This is a genomic window from Paenibacillus sp. FSL H7-0331, assembly GCF_001956045.1.
In genome coordinates, this window is sequence record NZ_MRTH01000009.1 from 159,174 (window position 1) to 177,679 (window position 18,506).

An 18,506-nucleotide genomic window follows, 5' to 3' on the forward strand; every position below is an offset into this window, starting at 1 on the left:
TATGTCATCACTATTGTGCAGAAGAAACTATATCAGATTAGGTGGTGGTTCCTTTGAAAGGAATACTGTCTGTGCTCAACGAATGGACAGCAAAAATCGGCAATTTCTTTAAAAATCTTATGTCAAAAAATGAATCCAACAAAGGAGCTTCGAGTTCACAGCATATGAAAAATTCGATGAGTGGTCTTCGTTTGGAAAATCCAATTAAATCCGTCGGCATGAAATTATTTTTAATTTTTCTCGTGAGCATTCTCTTTTTCGTATTGACAGTAGGATTCACGTCGTACAACATTTCCAAAGGTGTGATTCAGAAAAAGGTAGCAGATGCTTCTGAGCAGACGATCATTCAGGCAGGTCAAAAGCTGGATATCATGTACACGGTCTATGAGGATCTGTCGATGCAAATTTTGTTGGACGACGAGATGAAAAGGCTGCTTGTTGACTCGGAAGCCGTTAATAAAGGAAGCTATGATTATTTGCAAATGCGCCAAAAAATCAGTGATAAATTAAACGTGTATACATACTCGAACAAAACGATTAAAGCTTTGCATTTATTTCGTCCTACAGGTGAGCCTATCGCCGCTTCGGGAGGCTCTACAAGCAAAGAAACTTTGATTCAGGAACCGTGGTTCAAAAAAATTACGGATGACAACGGTCGTGCCTCCTGGATCGAAACTAGAACCTCAGGCTTTGTAGATACATCCTCAGGAAGCAACACCGCGGCCTTTGCTCTTGGACGTGTATTGAAAAATACTTCCACCAACAGCACACAAGCGGTTCTGCTTATGGAAATTAACGTAGATGCTGTAGGAAAAGAATTAGCTGATATTCAAATGGGTGAAGGTGGACAAACCATTATTATTACCCCTGAAATGAATATAGCTTATGCTACTGATAAAGCTGCTATTGGCAAGCCGACCGTTTTGGATATCACTCCTGATATTCTGAAGGATGAAGCGCGCAGCGCGATGAATGGTAAAAAGGACTTGCAGCTGGTGTACTATAAATCGGCCAAAACAGGGTGGTACCTGCTGGGTGCAATGCCAATTGCTGAGCTTGTTAAGGATGCTAAGGCTATTTCCAATGTTACATGGATTATGGCACTCGTAGCAGCATTGATTGCTGTAGGTATCGGGATTCTGGTAGCCAAAATGATTGGAAAGCCTGTGATTATGCTTCGTAACCTGATGAAAGAAGGAGAACAGGGGAATCTGACTGTTCGGATGAATGTTCAATCACAGGATGAGATCGGCCAATTGGGTCATAGCTTTAATCAGATGATGGAGAAAATTACCGTACTGGTTCAGCAAACCAATCGTTCGGCTCAAGAAGTATTAGAGACTGCAACCGAGTTATCGGATGCGTCCAAGAAAACGGCTACTTCCGCTAAGGAAATTGCGATTGCCACAGAAGAAATAGCCGGAGGAGCTTCAAGCTTGGCGGTTGAATCGGAACGTGGTAATGAGTTGACACATAGCATCGGCATGCAAATGAAAGCTGTCGTCAATTCCAATATTGTCATGGGTACAGCTGCAACAGACGTTCAGAAATCCAGTGAACAAGGTATTCAATACATGTCCGAGCTGATTCTGAAAACGAATGCTACCGAAGAAATGACCAGGAATATGGTTGAAAAAGTCGATAATCTGAAAGAAAGCACGCGCTCCATCCGTAAAATTCTTGAAGTATTGAGCAATGTCTCCAAGCAAACCAATATATTGTCCCTTAACGCAACTATCGAAGCTGCCCGTGCGGGTGCTGCCGGTAAAGGTTTCATGGTTGTTGCTGACGAAATTCGCAAGCTTGCTGATCAATCTCGTCAATCGATTGCAATCGTTGGACAAATAACCGAGACGATTCAAAAGGAAATTGATGAAACGGTCAAAGCTTTATCGAATGCGTACCCGATTTTTCAGGAACAGATCTTGTCTGTAAAAGAAGCTGATTTGATCTTTAAGGAAGTACAGAGTCATATGGGCGGATTTATTGGACAGCTATCCGAGGTAACAGAATCAATCAGCCAGCTTGATGCGTCCCAATTGGTTCTTAATGACGCGATGACTAATGTTAGCGCGGTTGCAGAGGAATCCTCGGCAACATCACAGGAAGTCGCATCACTCAGCTCCGAGCAGTTGAACATTAGCTCCGGTTTGGTTCGTTTGTCAGACAAGCTTGAGCAGTTATCCAACTCGCTGCAAGAATCTCTTTCCAAATTTGATGTTTAATTAAGCTGATGATGGCATGCAGCAAAAAACCTCCAACCACTTAAAAATGGTTTGGAGGTTTTTCTCATTTCTGTACCGTATAGGCAGCATGATAATAATTGCACGTTTCCTGCAAGCCTTGCCGTAAAGTATAAACGGGTTCCCATCCCAGATACTGCTTGGCTGCCGTGTTATCCAATCGACTGTGAAGAATATCGCCAGCGCGTGGCGATTCGAATTTAGGTGAATAAGGAGTATCACACAGCTCACACATCAACTGGAGCAGCTCGACAACAGTCGTTTGAACGTTCCAGCTGATATTGTAAATGCCCCGGCTCCCATGTGTCAAAGCTGCCATATTGGCTCTAACGATATCTTTTACATAGATGAAGTCTCTCGTCTGATCCCCATCTCCGAAAATTAACGGCTGCTGCTTCTGCAGCAGCTTGTCCACGAATATGGATACGACTCCGCCTTCACCTTTGGGATCCTGACGAATGCCATAAACATTCGCATAGCGTAGAATCGTGTAATCCAATCCGAATAAAGAGGAGAAAGCTTCAATATAATGCTCAGGCGTGTGCTTCGAGATGCCATAAAATGAAAGTGGTTTTAGGGAGTGACGTTCATCAACACCCAAATATTCAGGTGTACCATAAACGGCTGCCGATGAAGCATAGATCAGCTTTCTCACGCCATGATTACGGCAATGCTCGAGAATAGCTATAGTGCCCAGGATATTAATCTTGGCATCAAGGAGTGGCTGCTTGAGAGAGGTCTGTACATCGATTTGCGCGGCGTGATGAATGACAATTTCTGGATGTATCGCTTCAAATAGTTGAGAGAGCTGTTCGCCCAATATATCAGCCTGATAGAAGGATGCCTGGGGGTTAATGTTACTTGTTTTGCCTGTAGAGAGGTTATCGAGTATATGTACGTGGTGTCCGTCCTCAATCAGCTGATCTACAATGTGAGAAGCAATGAAGCCTGCGCCTCCTGTTACAAGAACATTCATGAGTAAACCTCCAATGATAAATTAGAAGAAATTTCTAATAGAAGCTACAGAAACTACTTTAACAGAGGTACTGTCCAAGATGCATTGTCAATCCAGGTACGGTTGCTGAACTCCCGCCCTTTGATAACGACCTGGTGCGGATACACTTCAATATACATGCCTTGAGCAAGTGATGACGTTTGTCCTGGCAATGTACTACGGGTACGACCAACAGATGCATTGTTAAACCAATGGAAGGGGGTTTTCCAGTTATAGTGATCTTCGCTCTCAAAGCTTCTGTGTGTATGTCCGGATATGACGAAAACATTTTTATAGGGCTTCAAAATACCGATAAACTCATTCGCGCGGATCAATTGATGAGTTCGTCCATCTGTCCCAAGAGCAGGCAGCGGTTGATGAATAAATACGAGTGATGGTTTACCGTCCTCATGAGACTTCATAATCTCGCGAAGCCAATCGAGCTGCTCGTCCGAGTACCAGGCTCCCTCGCCAACCTCCGGTCTTTCTTCTACATAAGCCTCCTGTGAGACCATAATCAAATGAACTCCGTTAATCCAGGCGTCGATATAAGGTTTATTCCCATAAGCCCCATAAGCGAGAAAATTCTGGAATCGGGCACGGGACATGGCATCGGTCTTGCCGTTAGGTACAGTTTCTGTTGAAAATTCACCCTTGGCCGTCAGCCAGACATCGTAATAATCATGATTGCCCATGTTGCCATAAATTTGTGGAAGCTCGTATTGATTCAAAATCTTTTTGAGTAACATATAATCGCTTAATCGACCAAAATCAGTTAAATCCCCCCCAAGCACGATAGCATCGAGTTTCGTTTCCCAATTGGTAATATCTTGAAGTGCCAAGTGCAGTTTGTCTGACATGGATGATTCATTGATCGTGATATGTAGATCGCTAAGCACGAATAATGAAATTAAGGGTTCATTGGATACGGCTTCAATGAAGCCAGCGGTGGAATCTGCTGTTGTTTCTGCATTGACAAAAGGTAGGGAGCTTGCAGCTCCAGCAGATAAGAAACCTAAAGATAGTAAGCTTTTTTTGATAAAATTTCTGCGTGTTATCACAATCGTATCACCCAATCAGTCTAGGGCCTGTATGAAATCTGGTCTGACAGGTCACCCTAAAGTTTGTTTTATAATGAAGTTTCTCTTCTATTATAACTATACGAGAGGATGATCTCAATCCAATCAGAAATCAAGTATAAATTAAACTTCCAAATAATCGAGATAAAGGGGCAATAAGTGGCGATATAGTTAGGGAGATCAGGATGAATACGCTATTTTGAGCCTATTCAGTCTTAAAACCGTATTAAATCTAATATTCAAGGAACTACTGCGACTTTACGGTAAGAGCCTCGCGATTGTATTATACATCATGTGTGTAGTTAACAGGTTTAAAACGAACCTAATCAGGGAGAAGAGGAAGTCAATCACATGGTAAGTAGAGTAAAACGTCTTTTTATTGGAAGGCCTATGAAATCAGAAGAGCTTGGTGAAGAAAAGCTAAGTAAGTTAAAGGCTTTGGCTGTATTGTCATCAGATGCTCTATCCTCGGTAGCTTATGGAACCGAACAAATTCTACTCGTTCTCATGACGGTGGGTGTGGCTGCACTATGGTATTCGATTCCCATTTCTGTGGCGGTTCTGGGACTGCTAACGATTCTGATTTTATCTTATCGGCAGACCATTTTTAATTATCCTGCAGGCGGAGGAGCTTATATTGTAGCCAAAGATAATTTGGGTCTGTCAACGGGCTTAATGGCGGGCGGTTCTTTGCTTGTAGACTACATTTTAACAGTTGCGGTTAGTTCCTCTGCCGGCACGGATGCCATTACCTCAGCATTCCCCAGCCTTCATGACCATCGTGTATTGATTTCCTTGATTATGATCACGTTTTTGACGGTATTGAACCTGCGCGGCATTTCAGAGTCTGCTTCTGTGCTGGCTTTGCCGGTTTATTTGTTTGTTTGCTCAGTTTTTATATTGATTGTTTGTGGAATTTATAATTATATAACGGGCGGGGTCAGTGCGCCACAGCCGGTCTCTGGAATGACGATGTCGGGTGTCGGCTTGTTCCTGCTATTAAAGGCGTTCAGCTCTGGCTGCTCGGCGCTTACGGGGGTTGAGGCGGTGTCCAATGCAATCCCTAACTTCAAAAAGCCAGCTGAAAAAAATGCCGCCGCGACGCTTGTAATGATGGGTGTTATTCTCGGAAGCATGTTTATCGGGATTAGTCTGCTAGCTTACTGGTATGGGATTCAGCCAACGGAAAAAGAAACGGTTGTTTCACAAATAGCGGCATCTACCTTTGGCCGGGGAACGATTTATTACATCATTCAGGGTGTTACTGCCCTTATCTTGTTTTTAGCCGCAAATACTGCCTATTCAGCCTTTCCTCTGCTGGCATTTATGCTGGCCAAGGATAAGTTTATGCCGCATATGTTCATGGTTCGTGGTGATCGGCTTGGATTTTCCAATGGCATTATTATATTGGGTGTTCTGTCTGCACTGCTTGTCATTGTATTTCACGGAAATACGGAAAATTTGATTCCACTCTATGCGGTTGGTGTGTTTATTCCGTTTACTTTATCGCAGCTGGGTATGATGGTCAAATGGATCAAGCTCAAGCCGAACGGCTGGGGCTTGAAGCTGATCATTAATTCAATCGGGATGCTAACGACACTGGTCATTACTTTTATTTTTATCATAACGAAATTTAGTCAGGTGTGGATGGTATTTATCTTTTTGCCAGTTGTTATGTTTATTTTCTACAGCATTCACAAGCATTATCTGAATACGGCAGATGAGCTGAGAATTCAAATTGATATCGACAAGCCGGTTATTAAAGGAAGCACGATCGTGATCCCTGTCGCCGGTATTACCCGTGTAGTGCTTAATACGATTAGCTACGCCAAATCATTAACGGATAATGTGGTGGCGGTGTATGTAGGCTTTGATGATGAAGACATTCAGAAGATGGAGGCCAAATGGGAGGAATGGAATCCGGGTGTACGCCTTATTGTGTTACGGTCGCGCTACCGGAGTATCATGAAGCCGTTGATCCGATTTATTGAGACGGTGGAGTGGAAAACAGCGGATACCGATCACATTACGGTATTGATTCCGCAATTCATTACGAAGTATTGGTGGCAAAATATATTGCATAATCAAACAAGTTTATTGATTCGTGCGTACTTATTTCAACAAAAGGACATCGTAATCGCCACAGTTCCCTTTCATTTGAATCGGTAAGTCAACAATTGTCTTTTCATGGGTGAAAGAATCAGGTAACATGGAATTAAATGGCTTGCAGACGTGTTGATGGGGGATATTTGTACAATGAATCAAATTCACAAGCAGCGTTCCTTTATGAGAGAACTATTGATCTGGGTTGTGCTGCTTATAGTAGCTCCACTGGTTACCGTATCCATTCTTTTTTATCAACATGAAATGTCCGGAATGAACAAGATTGAGCAAGAGAAATCGATTCTAACGAATCAAACTGCTCAGAAGCTGGTCGAACGTCTCGGAGATGCTATTCTCGGGATTACCGTTACAAACGGGTATTGGGAGGATAACCGACAAGCTGTACTGAACAATGATTTACGATGGATCCAGGACAATGTTGGTGTAGTACCCGATGTAGTGCCCAATATTGATTTTGTAGCGGAAACCGATTTACAAGGCAACGTGCTGGTGCAATCCGGGGATGTAGAAGAGTTGAAAACCAAGGTCTTGTACCCTTTTATTCTTAATAAGTTTCAAAAGGAACCGAAGTTTTCCGGGATCGTAAATACGTCCAAGGGACTCGCCATTGTCGCTGTAGCACCGGTTACGAGTAATAAGGGAGAAGCGGCCCCCGTAGGTCTTGTCATATTTGGCAGACTGCTTTCCGATGAAATTATAGTTGGCTTAAAGGATACGCTGCAAGCCGATATTGCGCTTCTCCTTAACTCTGGACAGTTTCTAACTTCTACAAAAGAGATCTCGACAGAGCGGCTGCATACTTACGTGGATACTATGAAAACAGATGGCGTGGAGCATTTCAATCTGGAGCGCCGCGGAGAGCTATTGGTTGCGCAATCTGCAGCGCCTTTGCTGGATATGGAAGGGAAAACTATCGGGTCGCTGTACGCAGAGCAACCGACACGATCGACGACTGAAGCCGCCGACCGACTTCGCATTCTCGGACTTTGCTCACTTGGGGGCATGCTGCTGCTGCTCGGGCTTGTTATTCTTATGGTAAGACAGCGAATTATTTTGCCATTGCGTCACTTCACGTTAACTCTGGAGGAAGTTGCTGCCGGACGTACGGTTAAAGAGATGCCTAAGCATGTTCTGCATGCAGAAGCACAAATTGTCGGAGCCATTGATAAGATTATGCAGTGGAACCAGGTACTGGAGCATACGGTTGCCGAGCGAACCGCCTCCATTCGTTCCTTATTGGATAATGCCAGACAAGGTTTTATGTCGATTGGCCCTGACCTTCGGGTGATGGGAGAACATAGTGTGGAGTGCACACGTATTTTTCAACAGGATATTGCCGGAGAGCGACTGGGATCACTGTTCTATGCAGGTGATGAGCAGGAAGCGGCGCTGCTGGAATCGATCCTCGACGAATTTTATAATGAGCAGGACGAATGGAAAAGAGAATTAATTTTCTCGCTGCTGCCTGAAGAGGTACTTATACACGGAATGGTTGTCCAGGTGGAGTTCAAGTATTTGCAGGCAGCCGAATCGAACACTTCACAGACGACTATTGGCGGGGCTATCATGGTCATGCTTACGGATATTACCGAAACCCGTAGATTGGAAGAGCAAATGAATCGTGAACGCAAAAGACTGCAAATGGTCGTTCATGTGATCACGCATTCCGAGGATTACGCACAAATTACGAGAAGCTTCGAAACCTTCTGCAATACGGAGCTAGTTGAGCTCTCAAGTGGTAATGAATCGGTTGAGGATAAGCTGCTTGAGATCTATAAATCGATTCATACGTTCAAAGGCAGCTTTGCCTTGCTGCAATTTATGCATATCGTACCTCAGCTCCATGAACTGGAATCGGAACTGATGGAGCTGCTCGGACGTGAAGTCAAACCGACTTGGGAGGAGCTCGAGCAATGGCTTCGTTCGTTGCGGTTAAATGAATGGCTGGACAAGGATAGCCTGCTTCTGAAGGAAGCTCTGGGTGATGCGACATCGGAGATGGGCATGGAATATGAAGTGAAATTAACGAAGGAACAATGGCAGCACTTGGAACGTGAATTAAGGATGAGGCTGACCCTGGCAGAGGACAAGCTGTGGCTTGCTGAACTAAGGAAATGGCGCTTTAAGCCATTAAAGGCTTTGATACAGCACTATCCGGCCTATTTATCGGAGCTGGCTGAACGTAACGGCCTCCTTTTGCATCCAATTGAGCTGAATGGAGCAGACATTCCTGTTGATCCGGATCGTTTGAATGGTTTGACGCAATCCCTTGTTCATATTGTAAGAAATATTGTTATTCACGGTATTGAGTCGCCGGAGGAACGAGTCGAGCAAGGCAAGGATGAATATGCAACGGTCAGCTTCTCCATCGAGCAAGAACAGAACGAACTCACCTTGACGATTTCCGACAATGGCCGTGGCATTGATCTGGAAGCGGTAAGATCACGAGCGGAATCCAGAGGTCTGCTGCCTCCTGATAATGAAGCGATGCCGTTGTCGAACGAGCATATTGCCAATTTGATTTTCAAAGATCAGCTATCAACGACAATGCATACTACGGAATGGTCAGGTAGAGGAATTGGCCTATCGGCAGTAAAAGCGGAAGCTGAAAAGCTGGGTGGAACGGTTCGGGTATCCACGTCAAAAGGTAGCGGCACTGCATTTATTGTGAAGCTGCCATACGAAGATATTACGGGTGCAGAAAGGGTCGGATCACTGTGAATCACGAGGAACAATATTTTCAAGCTTTTATGGCTAAATCGGCAGCTTACATAACTGGGCTTGGGATTTCTGGCTTGAGGGAGCTGGAGGATGATGAAGAAGGATTATATTTGGAGGATGTAACGGCCTTTATTCAGCTTAGTGGTGTTATTCAAGGCGGTGTTATTCTTACTGTCGATCATGGTTTGGCAGGGGCGTTGGCTCACAAATTTATGCTAGAGGATATTACAGAGGAAGAAGCGGCGCAGTACGGGGTTGAGGTGGTCGCAGAAATAGCTAACGTCATTTCTGGAAATGCTTTGACAGACCGTGATGAACATGATATTTTTTTAGGAGCGCCCTTGGTGATCGTGACCAAAAAAGCGGAGCTGCGATCCAAATTCAGCAATTTTTTCGTAAAAAGATTCCAAACCAATTCCGGTAACTTCTATTGTATATATATCCCTTCACAAAATAAATCCGAGCTTGCTCGTATACTCGCAATATAATCTACCTATGTTTGGAGGATTCAAAGCAGTGGCTAACGTTATGATTGTTGACGACTCTACGGTAATGCGCAGAAATATCAAGCTCATTCTCGAGCGCGCTGGACATAAAGTGGTAGTAGAGGCGACGGATGGCAGAGAAGTGCTGGCAAGTTATATTAATCATAAGCCGGATTTGGTTACGATGGATATTACAATGATCAATATGGATGGTATTGAGGCGCTGCAAATTTTGCTGAAGTCCTTTCCTCAAGCCAAGGTTGTTATGATCAGTGCGGTTGGACAGAAGCAGCAGGTGTTGGACGCGATCAGATCCGGTGCCAAATCGTATGTCGTGAAACCCTTTGAGGCTGATAAGCTGTTGGAAATCATCGGAAAAGTGTTAATGGCCGGTTAAAAGCAAAACGTACATAGGTATATCCCATAACAGCCGTCAACAGAGAGATTCTGAGGATGGCTGTTTGTTTGCGTCTACTGAAGTCAATTAGGGTACTATAGAAAGATAGTACTTCTTTTCCTGGAGGGGTCGGGTATACTTATCAATAGGTAGAGACAATAGATGCTTACGAAGTAAGCTTTCTACGAAAACGGTAGTGAATGCTTACGATGTAAGTTTTCTACGAAAACTTTGAGGTGGTGCACAATGAGCAGAAAATGGCTGGAGCATGAGGGTCCCGAATGGGTCAATAAACGTATTATAACCCGGGAGCAATATGAACAAATATTGGATCTGTACCATGATAATAAGCATGCAATTGGGGTGCTGCCGCTGCTCGGCAGCATACTCGTTGGCCTGGGGATATTAAGCTTTATTGCTGCGAATTGGCAGGAGATCCCACAGCTGGTTAGACTGATCCTGATTATCGTACTGATGGTTGTTTTCTATGCAGGTGGAGAGCTGTTCCGCAAAAATGACCACGACAGGCTTGGGCTTGCCATGACGGCTTTGGGACTCACCTGCTTCGGTGGGGGTATTGTCCTCATTGCACAAATGTTTCATTTGGTCTCCTACGATATTACTTCGTTCATCATCTGGGGTTCGGTGGGCACGCTGCTCACGTATTTGTATCGAAGCAAGCTTTTGTACTTGATGAGTTTGCTGATTTTCACAGTTGCCCAGTGGTATGGGGTTGTTGAGCATCATCAATTTAGTTATGTCTGCTTCGCTATCATGGTTGTTGGATTAGGCTATTATAGCTGGAGACGTCAGCATGTTGGTGTGATCTGGTGCTTTGCGGTAAGCTTCATGCTGCAAGCCTTGATGCTTGTCATCGAACAGGAATGGAAGTTCCTCTGGATATTTGTTCCTGTGATGCTATTGTACACTCTGGGGGATTGGATTAAGGATCGGAGCTCAGGATTTGCGCTGCAGTCCGTACCGCTGGCGTCAGCATTTCTGTTTGCCATCGTGATGGTGCTAGCCTTTGATGATTTTACGAGGGGCGACCGTCTGGAATTGCTGGCACAGATTCCTTATTTCATGGGGGCCTTGTTATTGCTATTCGCTGTATCCTTGTATGGTAAATGGAAGCATAACCGGATCTCGAGTGCATTTGAATGGATATTGGCAGTACCGTTTATCTATTTACATTCAGGTATTGCCGTGATGTATTTGCTGGCCTTGTTCACCTTTTCCTTTTACGTATTATGGAGAGGGTATATGGAGCAATGGCGCTTCAAAATTAATTTTGCTACGGTGTTGTTTATATGTACCACGATGGTTGCTTATTTTAAATTAACATGGGATTTTATGGATAAATCATTGTTTTTTATTATTGGTGGTTTACTTCTGCTAACGTTAAGCTGGTTTTTAAACCGCAGGAAAAAAGTTGTTCTCCGGGATGCCAATGAAGGGGGGAACCACAATGAGTGATCAACCGATGGAAAAAAAGCGCCGTTTAACGTTACTTCTGATTATAGTCGTGCTTCAAGTGTTGTTCCTCGGTGGAATTGCAACCTCCTACTACGCTGTTGGCTGGTTTGGCACCGAAATTAAAATTAAAACCGTACCTGTTGATCCACGCGATTTTTTATACGGTGACTATGTAACGCTCGGCTACGAGATTAGTACGCTGAACCCTCAATTATGGAGGGAGTCTGCTAATAAGCCAAGTCAAGGTGAAGCAGTTTATGTGCTGCTGAAGCCTTCTGCCAATGGACTGTATGAAGCGACGGGAATTTATCGCAACAAACCTAGCACGCAAGCAGGTGAGGCTGTATTAAAAGGAACCGTCGATTACAGCTGGGATGACCTGCTTCGTATAGAATATGGACTGGAGCGGTACTATGTGCCGGAAGGTACAGGCAAAGAGCTGGAAAGAGAAGCCCGCAATATGATCGTAAGAGTGAAGATCGCTCCTTGGGGACAGGCGAGAATTAATGGCCTTGAAGAAGTGACACCTTCGTAAAGGTGAGTTGGAGATACAGGAAGATTAGCAGTGAACCAAGCTTACTTCGATGGTTTAAGGATTGTAATGATATAAAGGGTTTATGAATATAAGGCAAAAGGGCACCCGACGGGTGCCTTTTCTATTGTAGTGATAGTGTGTCTACGTCCATCCATATAGATGAACCTCTTTCGCCCGCTGCGAAATCTGCATTAAGGCTGCGTTCGCGGTATGAACTGTCCCCATCCTTTTGCCTTATCGTCAACTTTACCTTGCTCTGCGACTACTTTGCCCCGCACAATCGTATGGGTCGGGAGCCCTTGAAGCTCCAAGCCTTCATAGAGCAACGCCGTTTCTCTGGCAACGGTATAAAGCTCATGAATATTTACGGTTCGTTGTGCACGCATGTCAACTATCGTTATGTCAGCATCGGTGCCAATCCCAAGAGTGCCTTTATTCGGGAACATCCCGAACGTTTTGGCCGGATTCACAGACATGAGCTCAACCAGCTTATGCAAGGAAAGCTTTCCTTTACTCACTTGATCAAGCATAAGAGGCAGCGTTAACTCTGTACCGGGGAAGCCGGCAGGGGATTTCAAAATATTCGCATATCCAAGCTCCTTGAGAGCCTTCGGGAAAGGGGAATGATCACTCGAAATATAATCGATGGTTCCGTCCTCGATATAGCTCCACAACGCTTCAATTTGTTGGGGACTGCGAAGAGGAGGATTACACTTGCCATAAGGGCCGATCTTCTCCAGATAGCTATCATCAAATATTAAATAATGAGGGCACATTTCGGCATAAATACGAATTCCGTCCTGCTTGGCACGCTTAATGATTTTTAACGCTTCAGGACTTGACACGTGACAGCAGATGACCGGAACCTGCAGCTGTTCAGCGAAAAATACAACCCGGTTAATAGCGCTGGTTTCCACTAGCGTATTCCTGGCTAACAAATGCTTGTTATAATCCCCTTCAACAAACGTGCGTTCTGCAAATTCCGAGAAATAGCTTAACAGCTCTTCATGTTCGGCATGCAGGGCGAGCGGCAGACCGGTTTGCGAAATTTGCTTAAAGCCCTCATACAAATCGCGGTCACGAGTCATAGTAAAACCTTCGAATTCCTGCTCTCTTCCTGCTGGAGCTTTGTGCATAAACGTTTTGTATGCGGATATTCCCTCATCTGCGAGCGGTATGATATCATCCAGATGGTCACTGCCGGCAGCACCGTACAAACCGTAATCGATTAAAGCCTCCGTTTTCAATATTTCCTTACGATTGATCAATAGCTCTGTGTTATACGTACATGGAAAAGAGTTCGGCATTTCAATGATGCTGGTAATTCCGCCAGCTGCCGCGGCACGAGTTCCGGTAAAGAAAGTTTCCGTAGAAGCCGGATCTTTGGCAGGTTCCCTGAAGTGAACATGTGCGTCAATCATACCGGGCAATACATATAAACCCTCAGCATCAATGACACGTTCCGCCTCAAACTGGGTATGGAGCTCAGAAATTATATGAATCTTGCCATCCTTAATTCCGATATTGGCTAACTGGAAGTCTTCTTCTGTTCGGTATACAAGCCCGTTTTTTATCCATAGATCAAGCTTCATGTTTATGCCTCCAAATGATAGTACCTGAATTGGAATTTTTGTTTATTATCAAATAGTGATAATTAATTATTATTAATTGATAATAATCATAATTGATTCTTTAAATAATTTCAATAACGAAATTGATCTGCACACAAAAAAGCCGCATCCTCTGGATAGAAGATACGGCTCCGTACAGCGTACTGCTATATATTTTGCTCGATTTGCTGGGCTGCCTTTTTTAAGCTTGCGATCAATTGCTCTTTATCCTTCTGAATCATTCGTTCCCTTGGACCAGCGACACTGAGTGAGCCGATGATTGTATGAGTTGAGAAGATCGGTACCGCATACGTATACACGCCTTCGTCGAGCTCGTTGTCAGATTCGGCATAACCAAGAGTTCGTATATCTTTCAAATTGTCCAGCAGTGCATTCTTGTCGGTGATTGTATTTTCTGTATGCTTTTGAACAATACCATGCTTGAACAATTTGTTAACGGCGTCATTGCCCATATAGGCCAGAATGGCTTTGGACGAAGCACCCGCATACAGGGGGATAAATTTGCCGGGTTCAGAAGAGACTTTAACCATGTGAAAGGAGGACGAGATATTTTCAATACAAATCGTTTGAAAGCCGGATAAAATAACCAATACCGTCGTTTCCTGAGTTTCGTTCATCAATTGTGTCATAACGGGCGTAGCTGCGAGCGAGAGTTCGTTGTTTAAGTTAATCATGTTATTCATTTCCAGAAAACGAAGCCCCAAACGGTAAGTCCCTCTGTTCGTCTCCATAAGATATTTCTTCTCTTTCAGAATGCGGATGTAACGGTACACGGAGCTTTGAGGAATATTCATGATTTCAGAAATCTGAGGAACACTAAGCTCTCTCGTTTCCAGCGTATACAAATCCAAAATTTCTAATGTTTTGCGTGTACTCACTTTTTTCATCCTTCCGACAAATATTTTCTAAATTAAATTCTTATGTTGAAAATTGAGAGTAGACGAAATATAATGTTGTTAATCGACTTTAATTATCAATTATCAATATTATATTATCAATAATTGATAATTAGATCAATAATTTCTAAAATACTTTCTCAGGGAGGGACAAACGCTCGGTTCCACACTGTTTTATTTATTAGATCACAAAAGGGGAAAAAGATAAAGATCGAATGTCCCAAACCACTTAAAAATGATAACGCTTTACAAATGTTACATTTTATTACACGACATAATACTTTAATTGTAAATCCGTTTATTCGCTATTTTAATGTTAGTTAACATGACATAAAGTTATTGACAACTATTTTTAGCTGTTGTAAAGTTAGACCCACGTTATATTTCACTACATGAAAACACAAAATTCGACAAAATCCTCAGAAGCGTTTGTATGTGCTCAAAACGTTTTGTCGAACCAAATGGAGGTTGGGATAACTGTAAAACGGGGGTCGAAGCACGGTTTCATTTTCGGTTCAGGTCATGCAATTGTTCATGCTTAGCGATAACAAACCATTTTAGGAGGCTAATCAATATGAAAAAACAAACTTCCCTGGTACTCGTTCTTATTCTTTCCCTGGTACTGCTAATCAGTGCTTGTTCCAGTTCTGCTCCTGCAGCTAACGGAAAAACGGATGTGGGTAATGCCAAAGGTCTTTTGGCTGATATCAAGAAACGAGGTACGATCGTCATTGCAACAAGTGGCAACAATGCACCGACTATTTTTCCAAATGAAAAGAACGAGTTGGTAGGTATTGATGCCGATTGGGCAAAAATTATTGCGGACCATCTGGGTGTCAAAATTGAATGGAAACGGATGGATTTTAGTGGAATCATTCCAGGCTTGATGACAGGTAACTTCGACATTGGTTTGTCTGGTATCGGTGTAACGGAAGAAAGACTAAAAACCCTGGATTTCTCCGAGCATATTGCGTATGACGAGGTTGTTGCCGTATATAACAAGAAAACAACGGGAATCAACAGTCCGGATGATATTAAAGGACGTATTACAGGTGTTGTAACGGGTTCCTCCAACGGTGATGCTCCAGCACGTAAAATCGGTGGATATAAAGAATTGAAGACCTATCCGGGACAAGCTGAAGCCTTTCATGATTTACAAAACGGCCGCATTGAGGTCATGGTTACCGGTAAAATGCTGGCTGGACATTGGACAAAAACAGAAGGCAAGGATTACATGGTATCTCCTAAAGGGATGGAAGGTCGTAAACTGGCTGTAGCCATGAAGCAAGGCGAGACTGATCTGAAAAATGCTATTAATGAAGCGATTCTTGCCGCCAAAAAGCAAGGGAAATATGAAGAAATTGCCCAAAAATGGTTAGGCTCCACGTTCTCTCAATAATGCCATATTAGCTAGCGCTCAAAATCAGTTGAAGGAGTTGATTACCATGATCAAGTGGGACGTTATTATCACTTATTTTCCAGCTCTTTTGGAGGGCGCTCTGATTACTCTGGAGGTTTCCTTGCTGACTATGGTTATTGCTACCATTGCGGGAACATTTCTGGCGCTCATGCGCATTTCCAGTAACCGGACTATGCGTTCCATCTCTATGGTCTATATGTGGATCATGCGGGGAACACCCTTGCTGCTTGTATTGTTTTTCGTCTATTATGCCTTCCCGAGCTGGGGTATTCGTCTTCCGGCGTTCGCAGCTGCGATCTTGGCCATGTCGATGAATTCTGCAGCGTATAAGGGAGAAATTATTCGCTCCGGCATACAGGCTATCCCACGTGGTCAAATCGAATCGGCTATGGCCATCGGGATGAGCTATGGACAAACGATGAGACGTATCATTCTTCCACAAGCGGTCAGGATTATCATTCCGCCATACATTAACAATTCCATTTTGCTAATCAAAAACTCGGCATTAGTTTCCTCTATCACGGTAACTGATTTAATGCTGAACAGCCAACAAATTTACAGCGCAACCTACCGTCCTGTTGAGATACTGGGTACAGCCGGCGTGCTTTACTTAACGATGACCAGTTTACTCATGTGGTTTCAGATGTGGGCCGAGAAAAAGCTGTCCTATTATAACCGCTAAGGGATTTTGAAGCAGAGGAGCTGTTGACATGAAACCGATTCTACAAATTCAAGGGTTGCGGAAATCGTATGGTAATCATGAGGTATTAAAAGGTGTTGATTTGTCGGTTAATAAAGGAGAAGTTATCGCTGTTATCGGTCCAAGTGGCACGGGGAAGAGCACCATGCTTCGGTGTATTAATTTCTTGGAGGAGCCAACAGCGGGTTCGATCTGGCTTGGCGACGAGAAGGTGGAAAGTCTGCCTTCCAAGGCGAAAGCAAGAACGTATCATCCGCAAATAACGAGGCTGCGGACTCGGGTAGGCATGGTTTTTCAACAATTTAATCTATGGCCGCACAAAAGTGTTCTGGAAAATATAATTGAAGGTCCAATGTTATTAAAGAATGTAGCTAAAGAAGAAGCGATCAAGAAGGCCAAATATCTCCTCGAATTGGTGAAAATGGTTGATAAGGCTGATAAATATCCGGCAAGTCTTTCTGGGGGCCAGCAGCAGCGTGTAGCTATTGCCAGAGCACTGGCTATGGAGCCGGAAGTGATGCTCTTTGATGAAGTGACCTCAGCGCTTGATCCCCAGCTGGTAGGGGAAGTGTTGGAGGTAATGACCAATCTGGCCCAGGCGGGCATGACGATGCTTGTTGTGACTCATGAGATGAAGTTTGCCGAGAATGTATCCAGTCGGGTGCTATTCATGGACGGCGGCGTTATTGCCGAGCAAGGTACGCCCCAGCAGGTGTTCCGAAATACGGAGCACGAAAGAACACGGAAATTCCTGTCTTCTGTCCTGTAAGAATGGACGGTTGATTCCAGTACCCTATATGAAGCAGGGGGATTATTATGATCATTGTTACTGGCGGCGGCGGATTTGTGGGCAGTCATATCGTAGAGCGTCTGGCTCATCGTGGTGAAGAAGTGCTGGCCGTAGATCTGCATGAGCCTGCCCAGCCCGTTAAGTCGCTTTGGCAGTCTTATGGCAGGTTCATTCGGTTTGAGCAGGTGGATATAACAGATAAAGAATCCTTGACTGCGCTCTTTTCCCGTAATCCTGCGAAGGGGGTAGTCCACGCGGCAACGATTACTCCAACCGCTGAACGTGAAAGGGAGGAACCGGAGCGTATTCTGCACATTGGCGTCGTGGGGAGCTCACTCGTTGTAAACACGGCTGCCAGAAATGGCGTCAAAAGATTTATTTATCTGAGCTCAGCGTCCATATATGAACCCATAACAGATCCGCACTGCGTTCTGGGAGAGATGGAGCGGCTGCAGCAAACAGGATTGTATCCATTGACGAAGGTAGCGGGTGAATGGATAACACGTTATTTGTCCGAAGGCACTGGAATGGAGGCTGCGTCTGTGAGGATTGCGGCTTGCTATGGTCCGTTGGAACGAAATACTGGCGCTCGGACTTCCATGTCTCAAGTGTGGAAAGCTGTTCACAGGGCCAAAGATCGGAAGCCGCTTCTTGTAGGCTCACCTGACTATATACTAGATTTCACCTATGTCAAGGACATTGCTGAAGGTATTGTTGAGCTGCTGCTCACCTCGAATATGGAGCATGATGTTTACAATATTTCGGGTGGAAGCGGCTATTCGTTGATGGAATTAGCGGAAGCTGTAGCCGGGACGATACCCGGTACGGAAATACGGGTTACGGAAGAGCGATCCGACGATGTCTTATTTGCCAAGGATGGCAGCCGCGCTGGTCGATTGGATATTACACGGCTCACAACCGATACACGGTTCGTGCCTGTTTATAATCTTAATTCTGGATTGGCCGATTACGTGAAATGGCTTGAGACGCATAAATTTTAGTGGAGCTGTCTGGC

At 44.2% G+C, this 18,506-nt stretch carries 15 protein-coding genes; 11 read left to right on the forward strand and 4 right to left on the reverse strand.

Annotated elements, in window-relative coordinates; translation table 11 throughout:
• The first annotated feature begins 164 nt into the window (after positions 1 to 164).
• Positions 165 to 2,225 carry a methyl-accepting chemotaxis protein gene (locus BK127_RS15520; RefSeq protein ID WP_372237357.1) on the forward strand — a complete coding sequence of 687 codons (2,061 nt, stop codon included), beginning with the start codon at positions 165 to 167 and terminating at the stop codon, positions 2,223 to 2,225.
• Between the two features lie 64 nt (positions 2,226 to 2,289).
• Here BK127_RS15520 and BK127_RS15525 read toward each other — a convergent pair whose 3' ends face one another.
• Complete coding sequence (locus tag BK127_RS15525; protein ID WP_076231702.1) at positions 2,290 to 3,219, reverse strand: NAD-dependent epimerase/dehydratase family protein; 930 nt, start codon at positions 3,217 to 3,219, stop codon at positions 2,290 to 2,292.
• Between the two features lie 53 nt (positions 3,220 to 3,272).
• The gene (locus tag BK127_RS15530) at positions 3,273 to 4,298 is read right to left on the reverse strand and encodes a metallophosphoesterase family protein (protein ID WP_076231703.1); all 1,026 of its coding nucleotides are present in this window, start codon (positions 4,296 to 4,298) and stop codon (positions 3,273 to 3,275) included.
• 369 nt (positions 4,299 to 4,667) lie between these two features.
• Between BK127_RS15530 and BK127_RS15535 the strand changes: the two genes are divergently transcribed.
• The 6 genes from BK127_RS15535 (at position 4,668) to BK127_RS15560 (ending at position 12,054) form a co-directional block, all read left to right on the forward strand.
• Positions 4,668 to 6,485 (forward strand): APC family permease, encoded by a 1,818-nt coding sequence (locus BK127_RS15535; RefSeq protein ID WP_076231705.1) that lies wholly within the window; start codon positions 4,668 to 4,670, stop codon positions 6,483 to 6,485.
• 87 nt (positions 6,486 to 6,572) lie between these two features.
• On the forward strand, positions 6,573 to 9,161 hold the full coding sequence (locus tag BK127_RS15540; RefSeq protein WP_076231707.1) for an ATP-binding protein: 2,589 nt from the start codon (positions 6,573 to 6,575) through the stop codon (positions 9,159 to 9,161).
• Positions 9,158 to 9,649, forward strand: coding sequence for a chemotaxis protein CheX (locus BK127_RS15545; protein ID WP_076231709.1), 492 nt, complete (start codon positions 9,158 to 9,160; stop codon positions 9,647 to 9,649). The genes BK127_RS15540 and BK127_RS15545 overlap by 4 nt, the downstream gene beginning before the upstream one ends.
• 28 nt (positions 9,650 to 9,677) lie before the next feature.
• The gene (locus BK127_RS15550) at positions 9,678 to 10,043 is read left to right on the forward strand and encodes a response regulator (RefSeq protein ID WP_076231710.1); all 366 of its coding nucleotides are present in this window, start codon (positions 9,678 to 9,680) and stop codon (positions 10,041 to 10,043) included.
• Positions 10,044 to 10,289: 246 nt separating this feature from the next.
• Positions 10,290 to 11,519 carry a DUF2157 domain-containing protein gene (locus BK127_RS15555; protein ID WP_076231712.1) on the forward strand — a complete coding sequence of 410 codons (1,230 nt, stop codon included), beginning with the start codon at positions 10,290 to 10,292 and terminating at the stop codon, positions 11,517 to 11,519.
• Positions 11,512 to 12,054 carry a GDYXXLXY domain-containing protein gene (locus tag BK127_RS15560; RefSeq protein ID WP_144026469.1) on the forward strand — a complete coding sequence of 181 codons (543 nt, stop codon included), beginning with the start codon at positions 11,512 to 11,514 and terminating at the stop codon, positions 12,052 to 12,054. The genes BK127_RS15555 and BK127_RS15560 overlap by 8 nt, the downstream gene beginning before the upstream one ends.
• Before the next feature lie 191 nt (positions 12,055 to 12,245).
• On the opposite strand, the gene allB is transcribed toward BK127_RS15560, so the two are convergent.
• Positions 12,246 to 13,646 carry an allantoinase AllB gene (gene allB, locus BK127_RS15565; protein ID WP_076231714.1) on the reverse strand — a complete coding sequence of 467 codons (1,401 nt, stop codon included), beginning with the start codon at positions 13,644 to 13,646 and terminating at the stop codon, positions 12,246 to 12,248.
• Between the two features lie 185 nt (positions 13,647 to 13,831).
• Positions 13,832 to 14,563 (reverse strand): IclR family transcriptional regulator, encoded by a 732-nt coding sequence (locus tag BK127_RS15570; RefSeq protein WP_076231716.1) that lies wholly within the window; start codon positions 14,561 to 14,563, stop codon positions 13,832 to 13,834.
• Between the two features lie 592 nt (positions 14,564 to 15,155).
• On the opposite strand from BK127_RS15570, the gene BK127_RS15575 reads away from it, so the two are divergent.
• The 4 genes from BK127_RS15575 to BK127_RS15590 are packed head-to-tail and all read left to right on the forward strand — an operon-like array spanning position 15,156 to position 18,492.
• On the forward strand, positions 15,156 to 15,980 hold the full coding sequence (locus BK127_RS15575; protein ID WP_076231718.1) for a substrate-binding periplasmic protein: 825 nt from the start codon (positions 15,156 to 15,158) through the stop codon (positions 15,978 to 15,980).
• Between the two features lie 46 nt (positions 15,981 to 16,026).
• Positions 16,027 to 16,683, forward strand: a complete 657-nt coding sequence (locus BK127_RS15580) for an amino acid ABC transporter permease (protein WP_076231719.1) — start codon at positions 16,027 to 16,029, stop codon at positions 16,681 to 16,683.
• 37 nt (positions 16,684 to 16,720) lie between these two features.
• Complete coding sequence (locus BK127_RS15585; RefSeq protein ID WP_076231922.1) at positions 16,721 to 17,470, forward strand: amino acid ABC transporter ATP-binding protein; 750 nt, start codon at positions 16,721 to 16,723, stop codon at positions 17,468 to 17,470.
• Between the two features lie 47 nt (positions 17,471 to 17,517).
• The gene (locus BK127_RS15590) at positions 17,518 to 18,492 is read left to right on the forward strand and encodes an NAD-dependent epimerase/dehydratase family protein (RefSeq protein ID WP_076231721.1); all 975 of its coding nucleotides are present in this window, start codon (positions 17,518 to 17,520) and stop codon (positions 18,490 to 18,492) included.
• Positions 18,493 to 18,506 lie beyond the last annotated feature (14 nt).